General features: G+C 69.9%; 17 protein-coding genes and 1 tRNA gene. 6 read left to right on the top strand and 12 right to left on the bottom strand.

Annotated elements, in window-relative coordinates:
* Positions 1-74: 74 nt before the first annotated feature.
* Positions 75-1,082: a LacI family DNA-binding transcriptional regulator gene (locus ACFWHT_RS13090; RefSeq protein ID WP_378829201.1), complete on the top strand. Its 1,008-nt coding sequence runs from the start codon at positions 75-77 to the stop codon at positions 1,080-1,082.
* Positions 1,083-1,183: 101 nt separating this feature from the next.
* Here ACFWHT_RS13090 and rplL read toward each other — a convergent pair whose 3' ends face one another.
* Together rplL and rplJ are read right to left on the bottom strand one after the other, a co-directional pair.
* Positions 1,184-1,567 (bottom strand): 50S ribosomal protein L7/L12, encoded by a 384-nt coding sequence (gene rplL, locus ACFWHT_RS13085; RefSeq protein ID WP_094262145.1) that lies wholly within the window; start codon positions 1,565-1,567, stop codon positions 1,184-1,186.
* Positions 1,568-1,615: 48 nt separating this feature from the next.
* Positions 1,616-2,104, bottom strand: coding sequence for a 50S ribosomal protein L10 (gene rplJ, locus ACFWHT_RS13080; RefSeq protein ID WP_378829199.1), 489 nt, complete (start codon positions 2,102-2,104; stop codon positions 1,616-1,618).
* Positions 2,105-2,427: 323 nt separating this feature from the next.
* Between rplJ and ACFWHT_RS13075 the strand changes: the two genes are divergently transcribed.
* Positions 2,428-3,105, top strand: a complete 678-nt coding sequence (locus tag ACFWHT_RS13075) for a YqaJ viral recombinase family protein (protein ID WP_378829197.1) — start codon at positions 2,428-2,430, stop codon at positions 3,103-3,105.
* 78 nt (positions 3,106-3,183) lie between these two features.
* Here the strand turns inward: ACFWHT_RS13075 and ACFWHT_RS13070 are convergent, their stop codons facing one another.
* Positions 3,184-4,071, bottom strand: coding sequence for a LysR family transcriptional regulator ArgP (locus tag ACFWHT_RS13070; RefSeq protein WP_378829195.1), 888 nt, complete (start codon positions 4,069-4,071; stop codon positions 3,184-3,186).
* A gap of 71 nt (positions 4,072-4,142) precedes the next feature.
* Here ACFWHT_RS13070 and ACFWHT_RS13065 point away from each other — a divergent pair, with 71 nt between their 5' ends.
* On the top strand, positions 4,143-4,817 hold the full coding sequence (locus tag ACFWHT_RS13065; RefSeq protein WP_378829192.1) for a LysE/ArgO family amino acid transporter: 675 nt from the start codon (positions 4,143-4,145) through the stop codon (positions 4,815-4,817).
* Positions 4,818-4,821: 4 nt separating this feature from the next.
* Here ACFWHT_RS13065 and ACFWHT_RS13060 read toward each other — a convergent pair whose 3' ends face one another.
* From ACFWHT_RS13060 to ACFWHT_RS13035, 6 genes are all read right to left on the bottom strand, one after another.
* On the bottom strand, positions 4,822-5,619 hold the full coding sequence (locus tag ACFWHT_RS13060) for an amino acid ABC transporter ATP-binding protein (RefSeq protein WP_378829190.1): 798 nt from the start codon (positions 5,617-5,619) through the stop codon (positions 4,822-4,824).
* Positions 5,606-6,268 carry an amino acid ABC transporter permease gene (locus tag ACFWHT_RS13055; RefSeq protein WP_378829188.1) on the bottom strand — a complete coding sequence of 221 codons (663 nt, stop codon included), beginning with the start codon at positions 6,266-6,268 and terminating at the stop codon, positions 5,606-5,608. The genes ACFWHT_RS13060 and ACFWHT_RS13055 overlap by 14 nt, the downstream gene beginning before the upstream one ends.
* A 3-nt stretch (positions 6,269-6,271) precedes the next feature.
* Entirely contained in the window at positions 6,272-7,087 is an 816-nt protein-coding gene (locus ACFWHT_RS13050) for an amino acid ABC transporter substrate-binding protein (protein WP_378829185.1), read from the bottom strand.
* A gap of 169 nt (positions 7,088-7,256) precedes the next feature.
* Positions 7,257-7,946: a 50S ribosomal protein L1 gene (rplA, locus tag ACFWHT_RS13045; protein WP_378829183.1), complete on the bottom strand. Its 690-nt coding sequence runs from the start codon at positions 7,944-7,946 to the stop codon at positions 7,257-7,259.
* Between the two features lie 11 nt (positions 7,947-7,957).
* Positions 7,958-8,389, bottom strand: a complete 432-nt coding sequence (gene rplK, locus ACFWHT_RS13040; protein WP_311256703.1) for a 50S ribosomal protein L11 — start codon at positions 8,387-8,389, stop codon at positions 7,958-7,960.
* A 138-nt stretch (positions 8,390-8,527) separates the two neighbouring features.
* On the bottom strand, positions 8,528-9,481 hold the full coding sequence (locus ACFWHT_RS13035) for a helix-turn-helix transcriptional regulator (RefSeq protein WP_378829494.1): 954 nt from the start codon (positions 9,479-9,481) through the stop codon (positions 8,528-8,530).
* 126 nt (positions 9,482-9,607) lie between these two features.
* Between ACFWHT_RS13035 and ACFWHT_RS13030 the strand changes: the two genes are divergently transcribed.
* Positions 9,608-10,003, top strand: coding sequence for a VOC family protein (locus ACFWHT_RS13030; RefSeq protein ID WP_378829180.1), 396 nt, complete (start codon positions 9,608-9,610; stop codon positions 10,001-10,003).
* 68 nt (positions 10,004-10,071) lie between these two features.
* On the opposite strand, the gene nusG is transcribed toward ACFWHT_RS13030, so the two are convergent.
* The 3 genes from nusG to ACFWHT_RS13015 form a co-directional block, all read right to left on the bottom strand.
* Positions 10,072-11,091 carry a transcription termination/antitermination protein NusG gene (gene nusG / locus ACFWHT_RS13025; RefSeq protein WP_378829177.1) on the bottom strand — a complete coding sequence of 340 codons (1,020 nt, stop codon included), beginning with the start codon at positions 11,089-11,091 and terminating at the stop codon, positions 10,072-10,074.
* A 41-nt stretch (positions 11,092-11,132) separates the two neighbouring features.
* Positions 11,133-11,402, bottom strand: a complete 270-nt coding sequence (secE, locus tag ACFWHT_RS13020) for a preprotein translocase subunit SecE (protein WP_378829175.1) — start codon at positions 11,400-11,402, stop codon at positions 11,133-11,135.
* 41 nt (positions 11,403-11,443) lie between these two features.
* A tRNA-Trp gene (locus ACFWHT_RS13015) sits at positions 11,444-11,516 on the bottom strand.
* Positions 11,517-11,738: 222 nt separating this feature from the next.
* On the opposite strand from ACFWHT_RS13015, the gene ACFWHT_RS13010 reads away from it, so the two are divergent.
* Both ACFWHT_RS13010 and ACFWHT_RS13005 read left to right on the top strand, forming a co-directional pair.
* Positions 11,739-13,553 (top strand): HSP90 family protein, encoded by a 1,815-nt coding sequence (locus tag ACFWHT_RS13010; RefSeq protein ID WP_378829173.1) that lies wholly within the window; start codon positions 11,739-11,741, stop codon positions 13,551-13,553.
* Positions 13,554-13,615: 62 nt separating this feature from the next.
* A complete protein-coding gene (locus ACFWHT_RS13005) occupies positions 13,616-16,411 on the top strand; it encodes a hypothetical protein (RefSeq protein ID WP_378829170.1) in 2,796 nt (931 codons plus the stop codon).
* Positions 16,412-16,429 lie beyond the last annotated feature (18 nt).

Genomic DNA, 16,429 nt, shown 5'->3' with positions numbered 1-16,429 from the left:
AGCCTATCTTGTGGAACCGGTTCCCTTCGACTCGGGATGTCGGTACGCTTTCGGGAGCCCGACCGGAGGGAACCATGAGCACGATCGCCGACGTCGCCGCACGCGCCGGGGTCTCCAAGGCCACCGCCAGTCGCGCGCTCAGCGGCGGCGGCTACGTGTCGGATGCGGCGCGGGCGAAGGTGCAGGCGGCGGCCCGGGAGCTCTCGTACGTCGCGCACTCCTCCGCCACCAGCCTGGCGACCGGCCGCACCCTCTCCGTCGGGGTGATCATGCCGTCGCTGCACCGCTGGTTCTTCGCAGAGCTGCTCTCGGGCATCCAGCAGGGGCTTCTGGCCTCCGGCCAGGACCTGGTTCTCTACGGCGTGCAGGACGAATCCTCGGAGCGGTCGCGGCTCTTCGAGGAGGTGCTTCCCCGCCGCCGGCTCGACGGGATCATCGCGATCGGGATCCAGCCCCGCGCCGCCGAGCTCGAGCGCCTGGTGCAGGTGGAGTCCCCGCTCGTGTGCGTCGGGGCGTACAGCCACGGCGTGAGCGCGGTGGCGATCGACGACGAGGGGGCCGCGCGCCTCGCGACCGAGCACCTCATCGACCTCGGCCATCGCGACATCGTCTTCCTCGGCGGGCGGGCGGATGCCGCCACGCACGCCTTCGGCGACGACCGACGACGCACCGGATACCGAAGCGCGATGACCGCGGCCGGCCTGGAGTCGCGCATCCGGCATGCACCGGGACCCCCGACGATGCCGGGCGGGTACGAAGCCGGGGTGCGGATGCTCGGCGACCGCCAGCGGCGGCCGACGGCGGTCGTCGCGGTGTGCGACGAGGCGGCGATCGGCGGCATCATCGCCGCGCGGCGGCTCGGCCTGTCGGTGCCGGCGGAGCTGAGCGTGGTCGGCATCGACGATCACGAGCACGCCGAGATGTTCGCTCTCACCACGGTCAGGCAGCGGCCGCACGCCCAGGGCCTCGCCGCCGTCGAGCTGTTGCGCCGCCGGATGGAGGAGCCTGACGCCGAGCCCCTGCGGCAGGTGCTCCCCGCAGAGCTCGTGGTGCGCTCATCCACCGCCGGGCCACGGGGCTGACGTCCGCGCCGGCATCCGCACCGCCTCCACGAGGGATCGTCCGCAGACGACGGAAGGCCCCGGGATCCCGGGGCCTTCCGCGTGACGCTTGTGCAGCGTGATTACTTGAGGGTGACCGTCGCGCCGGCCTCTTCCAGAGCGGCCTTCGCCTTCTCGGCGGTCTCCTTGTTGGCGCCCTCGAGGACGGCCTTCGGAGCACCGTCGACGACGGCCTTGGCCTCGCCGAGGCCCAGCGAGGTGAGCTCGCGGACCGTCTTGATGACCTGGATCTTCTTGTCGCCGGCGGCCTCGAGGATGACGTCGAACGAGTCCTTCTCCTCCTCGGCCTCCGCAGCACCAGCGCCACCAGCAGCGCCGGCGACGGCGACGGGGGCGGCAGCGGTGACGTCGAACTTCTCCTCGAACGCCTTCACGAAATCGCTGAGCTCGACAAGGGTAAGACCAGCAAACTGCTCCAGCAGCTCCTCAGTGGAAAGCTTCGCCATGATGTTTCTCCTAATAAATGGGGTTTGTTCGGGAAGATCGCGGGTCGCTCACGCGGCCTCGGCGGTCTCCAGCTTTTCGCGAAGCGCGTCGATGGTGGCGGCAGCCTTGCCCATCGTCGCCTTCATCATGCCCGCTGCCTTCGCCAGCAGAACCTCACGGCTCTCGAGCGAGGCGTACTTGTTGACCTCGTCGGCGTCGAGGGTCTTGCCCTCGAAGACGCCGCCCTTGATCACGAGAAGCGGGTTGGCCTTGGCGAAGTCACGCAGAGCCTTGGCGGTGGCGACGAAGTCACCGTGCACGAACGCGACGGCCGACGGACCCTTGAGGTCGTCGTCCAGCGTCGTGATCCCCGCGTTGTTCGCGGCGATCTTGGTCAGCGTGTTCTTCACCACGGCGTACTCCGCGTCCTGACGGATGTCGTTGCGCAACTGCTTGAGCTGGGCAACCGTCAGACCGCGGTACTCGGTCAGCAGGACGGCGTTCGAGTTCTCGAAAGACTTCGTGAGCTCGGCAACCGTTGCATCCTTCTGCGCCATGGTCACTCCTTACGTGTACGGACGCCACGCGGCTGCGGGGCGTCGACCTCGACCATCCGCCGCTGCAACAAAAAAGCTCCGGCGCAAGCGCACGGAGCATGTTTCCCGGGAGAGACTCTCTATGACACCTGCGCGGGCCCCTGCTGAGCAGTGCTTCGATCCCCGTGTTCGCACACGACGATGACCGGCGGTCTTCGGTTGAGACAACTCTACGGCATCCGCCCCTCTCCCCCAAATCCCGCGTCTCGGCGGCGAGCGGGAGGAGCGGGGCGGATGCGGCGTGGGGAGTCGGGGATGGGGGATGCCTGGCGTATGGTCGATGGGTGACCCCGGAACTCGAAGCTCGCATCCTCGCGGACTCCCGCGACCGGGTGGCATGGTTGCGAGCGCGGGCTCGGGGGATCACCGCGACCGATGTCGCCGGACTCTCCGGAGAGGCCTCCATCGCGCGGGCGGCCGACGCCAAGCTCGGAGCGGGGCCTCGCTTCGGGGGGAACGCCTATACCGATCACGGGCGGCGCCGCGAACCCGAGATCGCCGCCTGGGTCGCCGCGACCCACGGCATCCTTCCCTCCTCCGCCCTGTTCCATGCCGAAGTGGAGAAGCGCCACCTCGCCACTCCCGACGGCATCGTGCAGGAGGCATCGGGGCGCGTGCTGCTCGCCGAGATCAAGACCACGAACAAGTCGTGGCGAACGATCCCCCGCACCTATCTCCGGCAGGTGTGGTGGCAGCAGCATGTGCTAGGCGCCGACCGGACGCTGTTCGTCTGGGAGGAGCACGATGACTTCCAGCCGATCCACGACGAGCCCAAGTGCGTCTGGATCGATCGCGACGAGCGCGAGATCACCCGGCTCGTCGGCATGGCGAATCGGCTGATCGACGAGCTGTACCACCGGACCACCGGCCAGGTTCCGCCGAGCAGGGCGCCCCTCGCATCCGCACGCCGCGACTCCCTCCGCGAGCGGGACATGTTCCGCGCGCTGGCGCTGGCGGACTGACCCCCTTCGCGCACTGTCGCCTGATCGTCACTGCGGCCTTCGCCGTCGGCGAGGAAGGGCGCTTCCGGGGCCGGTATGTCAGAACGGGGCGAGCACGCGGTGCGCCTCGGCGGCCACCTCGGCCGCGATCGCGTCGAGCAGGGGCGAGCGCAGATTCCACTGCTGCCAGTACAACGGAACCCGAGTGGTCGGCCCGCCGAGGTCGACGAGGTCGTCGCCGGCCTGAGGAGCGGGGATGAGACCCCAGCCGAGACCGAGGCGCACGGCCTGCGAGAAGTCGTGCGATGCAGGGACGTAGTGCCGCGGCACCGGCCACGGATCGACTCCCCGGGATCGCAGCCAGTCGTGCTGCAGGGAGTCGCGCCGGTCGAAGTCGACGAACGGCGCCGTGCGCAGGGCCGCGTCCGTCACACCACCGGCGAACCACCGCGCGACGTACTCGGCCGTCGCCATCGCGCGGTACTCGAGCACACCCAGGCGCGTCACCGCGCTTGCGCCCACCGCCTCCGCCTCGCTCGTGACGGCCGCCATCACCTCGCCCGACTCCAGCAACCGGGCGGTGTAGTCCTGGTCGTCGCGATGCAGGTCGACGTCGACTGGATGCCGCTGCGCGACGCGCGCGATCGGCGCGAGGAACCACGTGGCCATCGAGTCGGCGTTGACCGCCAGCGGCACCCGGATGCGCGGCGCGTGCGCGGCATCGGCATCCCCCAGCCCGAACGCGGCGACCGCGTCGTGCTCGAGGAGCGCCACCTGTCGCGCGAGCCGCACCAGGGCCTCACCGGCCTCCGTCGCCACCACCGGCCGCGAACGGATGACGACCACGCGTCCGAGCTGCTGCTCGAGCGCCTTGATGCGCTGACTGATCGCCGACGGGGTGACGTGCAACCGGCGAGCGGCTGCGTCGAAGCTGCCCTCGTCGACGACCACGGCGACGGTCGCAGCGAGCTGGGCATCGATCCTCACATAAGCGATACTAATGCTGGTGCAGTTCTCTTCGCTGGTGCTGATGTTGCTCCTTGCGTAGCGTGAACCGCGTGCTCACTTTCCTGCCCGGCCTCGGCCTCGGTCTGTCGCTCATCGTCGCCATCGGCGCGCAGAACGTCTTCGTGCTGCGCCAGGGCCTGCGCCGCGAGCACGTCCTGACGGTCGTCGCGATCTGCGCCCTGTCGGACGCGGTGCTGATCGCCGCCGGCGTGGCCGGCCTGGGCTTGCTGATCGAGACGGCACCGTGGCTCATCGTCGTCGCCCGCTTCGCGGGCGCGGTGTTCCTCATCGCATACGCGCTTCTGGCGGCGCGGCGCTCGTGGCGCGGCGAGGATCAGGGCCTGTCCGCAGAGGCCGCCGAGCCCGCGGGTGCCTCCGCGGGCGGCGGGACGACCGCGCCCGTCCTCACTCGCGCCGCGCCGTCCACCCGCCTGGCGCCCGTGGTCGCGACCGTGCTGGCACTGACCTGGCTGAACCCCCACGTCTACCTCGACACCGTGCTCATGCTCGGCTCGGTGGCGGGCACGCACGGCAGCGGGCGGTGGATCTTCGCCGCCGGAGCCGTCCTGGCCAGCATCCTGTGGTTCACCGCACTCGGCTTCGGCGCGCGTCACCTCGGACGGTGGCTGCGCACGCCCCGGGCGTGGCGGATGCTGGATGCCGCGATCGCGGTGATCATGACCGTGCTCGGGGTGGGCCTGGTGCTCCCCGTGTTCACGGGCTGACCGCTCAGCTTCGCGCGTCGCCGTCCAAGGGCCGCAGGATACGGGCGAGGAACCTCCGCGTGCGCTCGTGCCGCGGTGCGGTGAACAGCTCGTCGGGTGCCCCCTCCTCGACGACGGCACCGCCGTCGAGGAACAGCACGTGATCGGCGGCCTCGCGGGCGAAGCCGAGCTCATGGGTGACGACGATCATGGACCAGCCCTCGTCGGCGAGCTCCTTGATGACCAGCAGGACCTCGCCGACGAGTTCCGGATCGAGAGCACTGGTCGGCTCGCCGAAGAGCAGCAGCTCCGGTCGCAGCGCCAGCGCGCGCACGATGCCGACACGCTGCTGCTGCCCGCCAGAAAGCTCGTGCGGGTAGGCACCCTCGCGCTCGTCCAAGCCCACACGGGCCAGCAGGTCCCGTGCCTCGGCGATGACCTCGGCCTTCGGCCGCCCCTGTACACGCCAGGGCCCCTCGATGACGTTCTGCAGCACCGTGAGATGCGGGAACAGGTTGTGATGCTGGAATACCATGGCCGAGCGATCCCGCAGCGCGAAGCGCCCGCGGGCATCGATGCCGGCGCCGAAGTCGGCGGGCGGAGCGCCCTGGATGCTCAAGATGCCGGCATCCGGGGTTTCCAGGCCGTTGAGCGACCGCAGCACGGTGGTCTTGCCTGAACCGCTGGGACCGATGAGCACCACGACCTCGCCGCGATGCAACGTGAGGTCGACCCCGCGCAGCACCTCGGCGACTCCGAAGCTCTTGCGCAGACCGCGGGCGGTCAGCAGCGGCTCCGCTCCAGTGGTCCTATCGGGCGACATAGCGGTCCAGCCTCTTCTCGACGATGTTCTGGAGCCCCGACAGCACGAGGCAGAAGAGCCAGTACACCAGCGCCGCCGCCAGATAGACGAGCATGAACCGCTGGGTCGCCGCCGCGATCTGCTCGCCGACGCGGAAGAGCTCGGTGACGAGGATGAGTGAGGCGAGTGAGGTGTCCTTGACCAGCGAGATGAAGGTGTTCGACAGTGGCGGCACCGACACGCGTGCCGCCTGCGGCAGGATGATCCGTCGCAGCGTGCGGGCGTTCCCCATGCCCACCGTGTACGCGGCCTCCCACTGGCCCCGCGGAACGGACAGGATGGCCGCGCGGACGATCTCGGCGGCATAGCCGCCCACGTTCAGCGAGAACGCGATGATGGCACTGGGCCATGGATCGACCAACAGGCCGATCGAGGGCAAGCCGTAGAAGATCACGAACAGCTGCACCAGCAGCGGGGTTCCGCGGATCACCGAGATGTAGCCGCGCGCGATGCCCGACAGGACGCCGTTCTGCGAGATGCGCAGCAGCGCGATGCCCACGGCGATCAGCAGACCGAGCGCAAACGAGACGATCGCGAGGGGAATGGAGGCAGTCGCCCCGGCCAGCGCGAGCGGCCCGAGCGAGCTGAGGAAGAGCGCCCAGCCGTCCATCGGCTATTTCGAGACGTCGGCGCCGAAGTACTTCTCGCTGATCTCGGCGAGAGTGCCATCGGCGCGCAACTCGTCCAGCGCGCCGTCGACGGCCTCCACGAGCGCGGCGCGATCCTTCGCGAACACGAAAGCCTGCTCCCCCGCCTGGTCGGTCTCCGCGGCGATCTTCAGCCCGGTCGGGCCGTCGGTCTTCTCGTAGTCGAGGAAGGTCAGCTTGTCGTTCACTGTGGCATCCACGCGTCCTTGCTGCAGCAGTGCGACAGCCTGCGCCCACCCCTCGACGGACTCGACCTTCGCGCCTGACTCGGTGGCGAGCTCGTACCAGTTGCTCGTGAGCGATTGCGCGGTGGTCCTGCCGTCGAGATCCTCGAATGAGGAGATCGAGTCGTCATCATCGGCGGTCACGATCACGCCGGGCGAGACCGTGTATGGCTGGCTGAAGAGGTACGACGCCTCACGCTCGTCATTGATCGTGACCTGATTGGCGATCACGTCGAAGCGGCCGGCGTCCAGGCCGGCGAAGATCGCATCCCACTGCGTCTCCTGGAAGACGACCTTCAGGTCGAGCCGTTCGGCGACGGCCTCGATGATCTCGACGTCGTAGCCGACGAGGTCGCCGGTGCCCCCACCCTCGTGGAAGCTGAAGGGGCGGTACGTGCCCTCGGTCGCCACCGTCAGGGTGCTGTTGGCGACCAGACCGAGGTCATCCTGCCCTCCGGCCGACGGCGCCGCGTCCGGCTGCGGCGCGCTGCTGCACGCGGTCAGGACTGCGGCGGTGAGTGCGACGGCCGTGATGACGACAGGAAGGCGGCGGATCATTCGGTGATCTCCAGGTGGTCGGGGCGGCGCCGGGTCCGGCGCTCGGCCCACAGTACGTCGCCACGAAGGCGCGCACGACTTCTGTGACGCTCGATGTCGCCTCCGGCGGGCCGGACGCAGAAGACCCCCGTCCCGGAGAACCGGGCGGGGGTCTTCGTGAGCGTCAGGCTCAGATGGCGTTGACGTCCAGCGGGATGCCGGGGCCGAACGTGGTCGACACGGCGCCCTTCTGGATGTAGCGGCCCTTCGAGCTCGACGGCTTCAGACGCACGATCTCCTCGAGAGCGGCCGAGATGTTCTCGTCCAGCTGCTCGGCCGAGAACGAGGCCTTGCCGACGATGAAGTGCACGTTGGCGTGCTTGTCGACGCGGAACTCGATCTTTCCGCCCTTGATCTCCTCGACGGCCTTGGCCGGATTGGGCGTCACGGTGCCGGTCTTCGGGTTCGGCATCAGGCCGCGGGGGCCGAGCACCTTTCCGAGGCGACCGACCTGGCCCATGAGCTCAGGGGTCGACACGGCCGCGTCGAAATCGGTCCAGCCGCCGGCGACCTTCTCGATGAGCTCGGCGCCGCCGACCTCGTCGGCGCCCGCGGCGATGGCCGCCTCGGCAGCCGGGCCGTTGGCGAACACGATGACGCGGGCGGTCTTGCCCGTGCCGTGCGGGAGCATGACGGTGCCGCGCACCATCTGGTCAGCCTTGCGGGGGTCGACGGAGAGCTTCAGCGCGACCTCGATGGTCGAGTCGAACTTCGCCGAGCCGGTCTCCTTCGCGAGGGCCACGGCCTCGGTCGGGGTGTAGAAGCGGTCTGCCTCGATCTTCGCGAGCGCAGCCTGGTAAGCCTTGGACTTGGTAGCCATGATTATCTCCCTCAGCCCTCGACCGTGATGCCCATGGAGCGGGCGGTTCCGGCGATGATCTTCGACGCGGCGTCGATGTCGTTCGCGTTCAGGTCGGCCTGCTTCTGCTCGGCGATCTGACGGACCTGCTCGGCGGTGATCTTGCCGACCTTGACGGTGTGCGGGGTGGCCGAGGCCTTCTGCACGCCCGCGGCCTTCTTGATCAGCTCGGCTGCCGGCGGGGTCTTCAGGACGAACGTGAAGCTGCGGTCCTCGTAGACGGTGATCTCCACGGGGATGACGTTGCCGCGCTGCGACTCGGTCGCGGCGTTGTACGCCTTGCAGAACTCCATGATGTTGACGCCATGCTGACCGAGCGCGGGGCCGATCGGCGGCGCCGGGTTGGCTGCACCGGCGTTGATCTGAAGCTTGATCAGGCCGGTCACCTTCTTCTTCGGTGCCATTCTCTTTCCTTTCATCGAGCGGATGCCCGGGGCATCCCTCTCCCGCAGATCCGGCATCTCCGGACCGCGGTTGCGTTCGCGCGCACGCCGGAGCGGCACACAAACCACACAAGTCTACCGGATCGGAGCGGATGCCGCTCACGCGTACCGCTCGACGATCCGTTCCCCGAGACGGCGCAGCTCCTCGCGCACCTCGGGCGGCGCGATCACCTCCGCGACGCTCGTCCAGCCCGCGAGCTGCTCGGCGAGCGCATCGAGCCGGTGGGCGCTGACCTCGACGGCTGCGCGTCCCGCGGCATCCGGCTCGTCCTCCAGCATCCGCGCCTGCGCGCCGAACCGATCGATCAGCGCGCGCACCGCCCACGGCTCCACGCGCAGGGTCGCACCCACGGCCCCGCGCAGGCCCTCGACGCGCTCCACCATCCGAGCCCACTCCCCTGCGAGGTCGAAGCCGGCCGGCGCCGCGCCATGGGCCGGCAGGGCGGATGCCGAGAGCATCCGGTCCACCCGGTAGGTGCGCAGTCGTTCGCCATGCACTGTTCCGTCCTCGGCCGCCGCGGGAGCGGCCAGCAGGTACCAGCGTGCCCCGCGGCTGCCGACGACGAGCGGCACGAGCTCGTGGATCGCCGTGCCCTGCGATCCGTCGTACTCGATCCGCACCTGTCGTCGCGCGGCGATGGCCCGCTGCAGTGTCGTCACGGTCTCGGAGACGGATGGCGGCTGCACCTCGCCCCACGGAACGTCGCGCACCGTGGCATCCGCCACCCGCTGGGCGCCCTCCCGGAACGGTGCCGGCACGGCGCGCACGAGCTTGCGCACCGCAGCGACGCGCTCGGGCTCGGCGCCCAGACTCTGCGTCAGGCCGATGAGCAGGGAGGTGACCTCGCCCTCCGTGAGGCCGGTCAGATCAGTCCGCGCCCCGCCGATCAGACGCCACCCGCCGCCTCGACCGCGGGTGGGGTAGATCGGCACACCCGACATCGCCAGCGCCTCGAGGTCGCGCCGCGCGGTCGGCACCGAGACCTCCAGCTCACGCGCGAGCTCCGCAGCGGTGATCCGGGTTCGCCCCTGCAGCAGAAGGAGGGCCTGGATGAGGCGGTCGGCGCGGATGCGGAAGCTCGTTTCGGAAGATTCTTCAGAAGATTTCTTAAGTGATCAGAGGATGGTCACTTCAGTCTCGAGCATAGAAGAACAAGCACCTCAGCAGAAGGAGAAGTCATGTTCCGTGGACTCGCCAACCTCAACCTCGTCGCCGTCGACATGGATGCAGCCGTCGAGTGGTACTCGACCGCGTTCGAGTCGGCCCCCTACTTCGTCCGACCCGAGCAGGGTCCCGCCCAGTACGCCGAGTGGCGCTTCGGCGACGACGAGGACGAGTTCGCGCTGATGGACGCCCGCTTCCGCCCCGCACTCCCTCAGCCCGGCGGCGCCCTCGTCAGCATGCACGTCGACGACATCCAGGCGTCGTTCGACCGGCTGATCGGCCTCGGCGCCGTGACCTTCGACCCGGTGACTCAGCGCGGCGATGGCTGGTGGTCGGCATCCGTCAGCGACCCGTTCGGCAACCTGATCGGCCTGATCCAGAGCCCGCACTGGGCCGCGCAGCACGCGTGACCCCGGCCCGCTGGAGACGAAGAACGGCCGCCCCGAAGGGGGCGGCCGTTCATTCTCAGCGCGAGGCGTCAGACCATCTTGGTGACCTGCTCGAAGGAGAGCTCCACCGGTGTCTCCCGCTCGAAGAGCGAGACGAGCACGGTGAGCTTTCCGCTCGCGGCGTTGATCTCGCTGATCGTGCCGGGCAGGCCCGCGAACGAGCCCTCCTTGATCGTGATGGTCTCGCCGACCTCGAAGTCGACCTCGGCAGCCATCGGGCGGGCCACGGCGACGCCGCCCTTCGAGGCGATGGACTTCGCGGTGGGGACGTCCTTGACCTCGACGAGCGCCTTGAGCATGTTGAAGGCCTCTTCGAAGCGCAGCGGCGTCGGGTTGTGGGCGTTGCCCACGAATCCGGTGACGCCGGGGGTGTGACGCACGACCGACCAGGTGTCCTCGTTGAGCTCCATGCGCACGAGCACGTAGCCCGGGATGCGCACGCGGGTGACCATCTTGCGCTGGCCGTTCTTGATCTCGACGACGTCCTCCATGGGGACCTCGATCTGGTAGATCTCCTCCTCGACCTCGAGCGTCGACTTGCGCTGCTCGATGTTGGCCTTCACCTTGCGCTCGAAACCGGCGTAGGAGTGGATCACGTACCACTTGCCCGGCAGCATCCGCAGCTCCATGCGGAACGCCTCGTACGGGTCCTCGTCGGCCGGGGACGCCTCGGCGTCCTCCGCCGGGTCGTCGTTCGCTTCGGGGCCGTCGTAGGGAGTCACCTCGGAGGCCTCCGCGGCCTCCGCCTCGGCGGTCTCCTCTGCCACAGCGTCGTTGAGGACCTCGGCGGCTGCTTCCGTCTCAGCCGCTTCGTCCAGGTTGAGAGCGTCGTTCACGATCGCGTCCGCCTCCGGGTCTTCGATGTCGATGTCGTCGGTGTCGTCGTATTCCTCGTCGGCGCTGCCCTCAACATGCAGGGCGACGTGCTCGGCCGACGCGGACGACTGCTCCTGCTCGGCCAGGACGTTGCCCTCCTGGGCCTCGTCCTCCTCGCTGGACTGCTCGGCGGCCGTGGCCCAGTCTGCATCGTCGGAATATCGTTCAGACACGTTGCTTCTTTCCGTTCACTGCGACGGATGTCGCAGGTGCGTCAGTTGCCGGGAACCCCGAACACGATGTGCGTCACGTAGCCGAACAGCGAATCGAACCCGTAGACCAGGCCCATCACGATCAGCACGAAGACCAGGACCACCAGGGTGAACTTGATCAGCTCCTTGCGGGTCGGAGTGACGACCTTGCGCAGCTCGCTGATGACCTGACGCAGGAACAGCGCGATCCGGCCGAAGAAACCCAGCTGCTTGTCACGCAGGGAGTACGAGCCTGCTGCGACGGCATCGCCGCGAACGTCGTCCTGATCCATCCTGCAAGCACCTTTCGTGAGTCAGCGTGTGCGCTGACGCGCAGGGCGGACAGGAATCGAACCTGCAACCTGCGGTTTTGGAGACCGCTGCTCTGCCAATTGAGCTACCGCCCTAGAGACCGTCGGCCTCTGGGTCCGCGTCCTCCGGATGCCGATCAAGGCACGGCGAAGGATGCAGACAACTGCCCCTCAAGTGTACGGCATCCGATCCCCCCGGCCGAACCGGGCCGTCTCCCGCGTGAGTCGCAGCGCCGCGCACCCGGTCCCCCGCGCGCGTGTCGGCGGGTTCGGGCAGACTGGAGCTCACAGATTTCCCACACGGCCGGAGGGGGCCCCGTGAGCTCGGACGTGCAGCAGTTCCAGGTCGACCTGCGCGGAGTGGTCGACCTGCTCAGCAGGCACATCTACTCGAGCCCGCGCGTGTACCTCCGCGAGCTGCTGCAGAACGCCCGGGACGCCATCGCCGCCCGCGGCGAGGTCGACGGGGCAGGCGGCAGCATCCGGATCGTCCCGCTCACCGACGAGACGGGCGAGTTCGTCCTGCGCGACGACGGCGTCGGCCTCACGGCCGCCGAGGTGACCGACCTGCTCGCAACCGTCGGCCGCAGCTCCAAACGCGACATCTTCGATCTGCCGCGCAGCGACTATCTCGGGCAGTTCGGCATCGGCCTGCTCAGCTGCTTCATGGTGTCCGATCGCATCGTGATCCGCTCCCGCAGCGCCAGGGGCGGCGCCGGCGTGGAGTGGATCGGCAGCTCCGACGGCACGTTCCAGGTGGCCGAGCTCGACGAGGAGCTGCCGGTGGGCACCAGCGTGCACCTGACGCCCCGGTTCGACCAGGCCGATCTGCTGCGCCCGGCAGCCGTGCGCGAGCTCGCCCGCACGTTCGCCGAGTTCCTTCCGGTGCGCGTCCTCGTCGCCGAGCCGGACGGCGACGTCGAGATCACCCGCGCCGCACCCTTCCTCGGCGAAGGAGGCGACGACGCCGCGCTCGAGTACGGACGCGACCTCATCGGCGCCGCACCCCTGGACGTCATCGAGATCACCGAACCGGGCACCGGTACGCGCGGGCTCGCCTACGTGCTGCCCTTCGCTCCGCCGCCCAACGTGCGTCAGACCACCCGGATGTATCTCGGCCGGATGCTGCTCTCCGAGCGCGCCCCCGAGGTGCTCCCCGACTGGGCGTTCTTCGTGCGCGCGGTCGTCGACTCGACCGGCCTCTCCCCGACGGCCAGCCGCGAGTCCCTCGTCGAGGACGGCGCTCTCGAGCACGTGCGCGAGCAGCTCGGCGCGGGCATCCGGCGCTGGGTGCTCGAACTGGGGCTCACGGCGCCTCACCTGCTCACGCAGTTCGTCGCGGTGCACGAGCTCGGCCTGAAGTCGCTGGTGCGTCACGACGAGGAGCTCGCCCGCTTCATCACGCGCTGGTTGACGGTCGAGACCACGCACGGCAGCATCCGCATCGGCGATCTCGTCGAGCGCCACTCGCACGTGCGCTACGCCCGCACGGTCGACGAGTTCCGCCAGATGGCGGGCATCGTGCCGTCGTCCGAGATCCTCGTCAACGGAGGCTACCTGTACGACGCGGATCTCATCGCCGCGCTGCCGGAGCTGCATCCCGAGGTCACGGTGGAGCAGATCGACGTGACCGCCGAACTGGATCGCCTCGATCCGCCGCCGCTCGACGACCGCTCGGCCGCCATCGCCCTGGAGGACCGCGCGAGCGCCGTGCTCACCGCATCCGGATGCGCCGTGGTGGTGCGCTCGATCGACCGGGCCGACCTCACCGGCCTGTACGTCGCCGATCCGTCCGTGCTGCGGGCGATCGACCGCAACCGCACCAAGGGGATCGCCGGCGGGCTGTGGGGCGGCGTGCTCTCGCGAATCGACGACGCCGTGGGCGCCGCGCGCGACGACGACCTCTCCGCCCGGCTCTGCCTGAACTGGACCAACCGCGTCGTCCGCACGCTCGCCGGCGTGACCGACGACGCCGTCTTCGGCCGCACCGTGCAGCTGCTGTACATCCAGGCATTGCTCGCCGGCCACCATCCGCTCTCGGATGCCGACCGCACCCTGATGACCACGGCGCTGTCCGACCTGGTCTCGCTCTCGGCGGGCATCCCCGACGACGGTTTCCCCTTCGAGCTCTGACCTGTCCCCCTCGACCCCTGGCCGACCCCTCCCGGGCGGCCCACCCTGTGAAGGAGCCCGTGATGGCCCGACCGAAGAAGCGCTTCTCGCAGCTGCTGGAGGAGATCGACAGCACGGCGTGGGGCCCCGCCGAGCAGGCCCTGGTCGCAGAGGCCGTCGCGCTCGCCCAGGAGATCGGCGACGAGCGGCTGGAGTATCAGGCCCGGATGCGTCAGACCGCCTCCGCGAACATGGGCGGCCTGACCGATGTCATGCTGAACTCCTTCGCCTGGTGCCTGGCCAGGCACGACGCCGATCCGAACCGCTTCCCGCTCGACATCGAAAACGGCGCCGCCGACCTGATGTGGCAGTTCAAGTGGATGGCGGCGTCGCTGCGCGGCTCACCGGCGTTCTCGGCCGAGCAGGTGGCCGCGGTGCTCGACGACATGGAGGCGCACTACCGCAAGGCGGGCCTGGGCATGAGCGGCGTGCTGACCGCGCGCTTCGAGGACGCCTGGGACTCGGGACGCTTCGACGACGCCGAGGCGCTGCGCGTGCAGCTGGAGACCACGCCGCGCGACGACTACAGCCACTGCGACGCGTGCGGCCGCAGCCAGATCGCCGGCTTCTTCGCCGACACGGGCCGTGACGCCGAATCCATCCGCCTGGTCGAGGAGATGATCGAGGGCGGGTTCTCGTGCGGCGAGGAGCCGGAGCACGCCCTGTCGCGCGTGCTGCTGCCCTACCTGCGCGCGGGCCGGCTCGACGAGGCCCGGTCCGCGCACCTGCGCAGCTACCGGCTCGCGAAGGACAACCCCGACAACCTCACGATCGTGGCGAACAACATCGTCTTCGCCGCGGTCACCGGCAACGAGGCCAGGGCGCTGGCGCTGGTGGAGCGGCACCTGCCGTGGCTGGCGCACGATCAGCTGAACGTCGACGGCCACTTCACCGCCCTGTCGGCCATCGGACTCGCCCTCGACAGGGTGACCGAGACGGGCCACGGGGATGCCCGGGTGCGCGGCGCCGATGCCCCCGCCCTGGAGCGATTCTTCGGTGCGCACGACGGGCCGTGGACGGCATCCGACCTTGCGGATGCCGCGAACGCGGCCGCGGATCGGATCGGCGCCGAGTTCGACGAGCGCGACGGCACCGACGGCCACGCGACCCGCCGCGCCCGCCTGCGCGCGCTGCGCGGCGGGCGGTGGGACGTGCCGATCCGCTCGGACGCCTTCGTCTCGGCCCCCGCGGCCGCGGAACCGCGGGATGCTCAGGGATGGTACGACCGCGCCGTCGCACTCGGCAGCTATGGCTCCGAGGCCGATGCGCTGACCGCGGCCGCACGCGCGACCGGCCTGGACGACCCTCTGAAGCGCGCACGTCTGGTCGGTCTGCGCATCGGGGCTCTCGCGTCGCTGGAGCGCTGGGAGGAGGCATCCGCTCTGCTCGCCGAGCGCGCCGACGCGCTGGCCGAAGCGGGAAAGCACGAGCAGGTCGCCGTCGAGTCGCGGCTGGGCCTTGCTCTGTTCGGACGCGGTGAGGACGCCGATGTCGCGGGCCTGGAGCGCGAGTGGGCTGATGCCGCAGCGCTTCCCGCCTGGACGCGAGGCGACCTCGCTCTCACCCTCGCGTCGATGCGGTTGCGGGCGGATGACGTACCCGCTGCGCTGGAGCTCGCCGAGCAGGCGGCTCGCGCGTTCGGCGAGGCGGGCGACAGCCGCCTGGTCGCCGGCACGTCGCTGCTGGCGATCATGGCACTGGTGCGCACCGGCGACCTGGAGCGCGCCTCGGCGCTCGTCGACGGGATGCTCGAGGACGAGACCCTCAACCCCGGGCAGCGGGCGCGGCTGCTGGAGACCCGCGCGCGGATCCGCGGCGGCGCGGGCGATCTCACCGGTGGCGCGGACGACGCCGACGCGGCGACGGCGGTGCTCGCGTCCCTGGGCGGTGCGCACTCGCTCGCCGGAGCGCACATGCTCGCCGGCGCGCTGTGGGAGGACGCGGGCGAGACAGACAGGGCGCTGCTGCGCTATCGAGTAGGCGCGCGCCTGATCGCGCAGGAGGGCGGCGATCTCGCCGGGGCGAACTTCCGTCTCGCCAGGGCCCTGCTGGGCGCCGGCCACGCGGCTGAGGCGGCAGAACTGTTCGGCGAGGTGCTTCAGAGCGAGGAGAAGAACGAGGTCTCAGCGTCATCCCGCGCACTCACCGTGGCCATGCTCGCGCGCTCGCTGGCGGCCTCCGAGGAGTTCGGTCAGGCCGTCGGCGCCTTCGGCTACGCGGCCGATCTGCATGCTCAGGGCGAGGAGCCCGCCGAGCAGGCGGTGATGCTCACCGAGCAGGCGAAGATCCTGGCCCGGTTCGGAGAGGGCGAGGATGCCCGGGGCCTGCTGGAGCAGGCCGCGGAGATCGTGCGGCCCACCGGCGCGGTCGGAGCGATCGTGGAGGTGCTGCACAACCTCGGGCAGGCCTACGGTGGTGCGGGCGATGAGCGCGCGCTCGCGCTGTTCGACGAGGTCGCCGCGCTGGCAGCCGAGAATGACGCGGAGTGGCTGCTGGCCGATGTGACCGACTCCCGCGGGCGGGCGCTGACGGAGCTCGGACGCATCGACGAGGCGGTCGCGGCGCTGCTCACGGCCGCCGACGGCTTCGCGGCGATCGGCGATGACGGGTCCGCCGGCGGCTCGGAACTGTTCGCGGCGCGCACGCTCGTGGCGGCGGAGCGCCTGGACGACGCCGTGCCGCTGTACCGCAGCGTGATCGATCGGGCGGAGGCGTTTCCCCCGCTGCTGCAGGTGGCGGCACTGGAGCTGGGCGATGTCTTCGAGAAGCTCGGCCGACCCGCCGAGGCCGGCGAGGTGCGGGGCCTGCTGGAGGACTGAGCGCAACCGCGGATTGCG

Source organism: Microbacterium sp. NPDC058342 (assembly GCF_042723935.1).
Classification (GTDB): Bacteria; Actinomycetota; Actinomycetes; order Actinomycetales; family Microbacteriaceae; genus Microbacterium.
This window is presented reverse-complemented; position numbering and strand designations above follow the sequence as displayed.

What these genes read in the sequence shown, in the direction of transcription:
- ACFWHT_RS13090 (WP_378829201.1), top strand. Translation starts at nt 75, where the DNA reads ATGAGCACGATCGCCGACGTCGCCGCACGCGCCGGGGTCTCCAAGGCC.
- rplL (WP_094262145.1), bottom strand. Translation starts at nt 1,567, where the DNA reads ATGGCGAAGCTTTCCACTGAGGAGCTGCTGGAGCAGTTTGCTGGTCTT.
- rplJ (WP_378829199.1), bottom strand. Translation starts at nt 2,104, where the DNA reads ATGGCGCAGAAGGATGCAACGGTTGCCGAGCTCACGAAGTCTTTCGAG.
- ACFWHT_RS13060 (WP_378829190.1), bottom strand. Translation starts at nt 5,619, where the DNA reads ATGTCGCCCGATAGGACCACTGGAGCGGAGCCGCTGCTGACCGCCCGC.
- ACFWHT_RS13055 (WP_378829188.1), bottom strand. Translation starts at nt 6,268, where the DNA reads ATGGACGGCTGGGCGCTCTTCCTCAGCTCGCTCGGGCCGCTCGCGCTG.
- ACFWHT_RS13050 (WP_378829185.1), bottom strand. Translation starts at nt 7,087, where the DNA reads ATGATCCGCCGCCTTCCTGTCGTCATCACGGCCGTCGCACTCACCGCC.
- rplA (WP_378829183.1), bottom strand. Translation starts at nt 7,946, where the DNA reads ATGGCTACCAAGTCCAAGGCTTACCAGGCTGCGCTCGCGAAGATCGAG.
- rplK (WP_311256703.1), bottom strand. Translation starts at nt 8,389, where the DNA reads ATGGCACCGAAGAAGAAGGTGACCGGCCTGATCAAGCTTCAGATCAAC.
- ACFWHT_RS13030 (WP_378829180.1), top strand. Translation starts at nt 9,608, where the DNA reads ATGTTCCGTGGACTCGCCAACCTCAACCTCGTCGCCGTCGACATGGAT.
- secE (WP_378829175.1), bottom strand. Translation starts at nt 11,402, where the DNA reads ATGGATCAGGACGACGTTCGCGGCGATGCCGTCGCAGCAGGCTCGTAC.
- ACFWHT_RS13005 (WP_378829170.1), top strand. Translation starts at nt 13,616, where the DNA reads ATGGCCCGACCGAAGAAGCGCTTCTCGCAGCTGCTGGAGGAGATCGAC.